Genomic DNA, 531 nt, shown 5'->3' with positions numbered 1-531 from the left:
AGGTGTACGTGCCGGCGACGCGGCTGCGACACGTCACGAGATACGCGACGACCTGGGTGTCGTCGTTGGGGCTGCGGTGGACGCTGGCGACCGTGCCGATGTTTTTCCTCGCGTCCTGGTCGCCGGGCTCGGCCGGGCCGCCGTCGATGTCGCTCCACCACTCGATGCGATCACCGACCGCGAACACCTCGCCCATACCCGGGTGTGGTCGCCCTCCGCGCGGGCGCGGGTGACAAGCTCGACCGGTGCCCGTCGCGCCGCGCACCCGGATCCGGTTGAAGTCACGCGCCGGCCTCTCCGGCGGCGACCGGATCGGCTATGTCGCCCCCGCCGGGCACGCCGCGGTGGTGCGCACCGACTTCGACCACGCCTCCGGCGAACTCGTTCAGGTGTGGTCGAAAACCCCGCCGACCGGTGGGACGAACTGGGTGGTGGTGTGGTGGCCAGGAAACCGCTGGACGTGGGAGCAGGAATCGGATCTCGAATTCGTCGACACCGACCCCGAAACCACGTAACCCCCTAACCTCCATA

General features: G+C 69.3%; 2 protein-coding genes. One reads left to right on the top strand and one right to left on the bottom strand.

Annotated features, from left to right (window positions below; all coding sequences use genetic code 11):
- The coding region (locus A5780_RS03370) for a hypothetical protein (RefSeq protein WP_156769348.1) at nucleotides 1-196 on the bottom strand (196 nt) is incomplete at its 3' end.
- Between the two features lie 49 nt (nucleotides 197-245).
- Here A5780_RS03370 and A5780_RS03365 point away from each other — a divergent pair.
- Nucleotides 246-515 carry a hypothetical protein gene (locus tag A5780_RS03365; RefSeq protein WP_064907675.1) on the top strand — a complete coding sequence of 90 codons (270 nt, stop codon included), beginning with the start codon at nucleotides 246-248 and terminating at the stop codon, nucleotides 513-515.
- The last annotated feature ends 16 nt before the right edge of the window (nucleotides 516-531 follow it).

It is taken from the genome of Nocardia sp. 852002-20019_SCH5090214 (assembly GCF_001665865.1).
In the GTDB taxonomy this organism is placed as follows: Bacteria; Actinomycetota; Actinomycetes; order Mycobacteriales; family Mycobacteriaceae; genus Nocardia; species Nocardia nova.
This window is presented reverse-complemented; position numbering and strand designations above follow the sequence as displayed.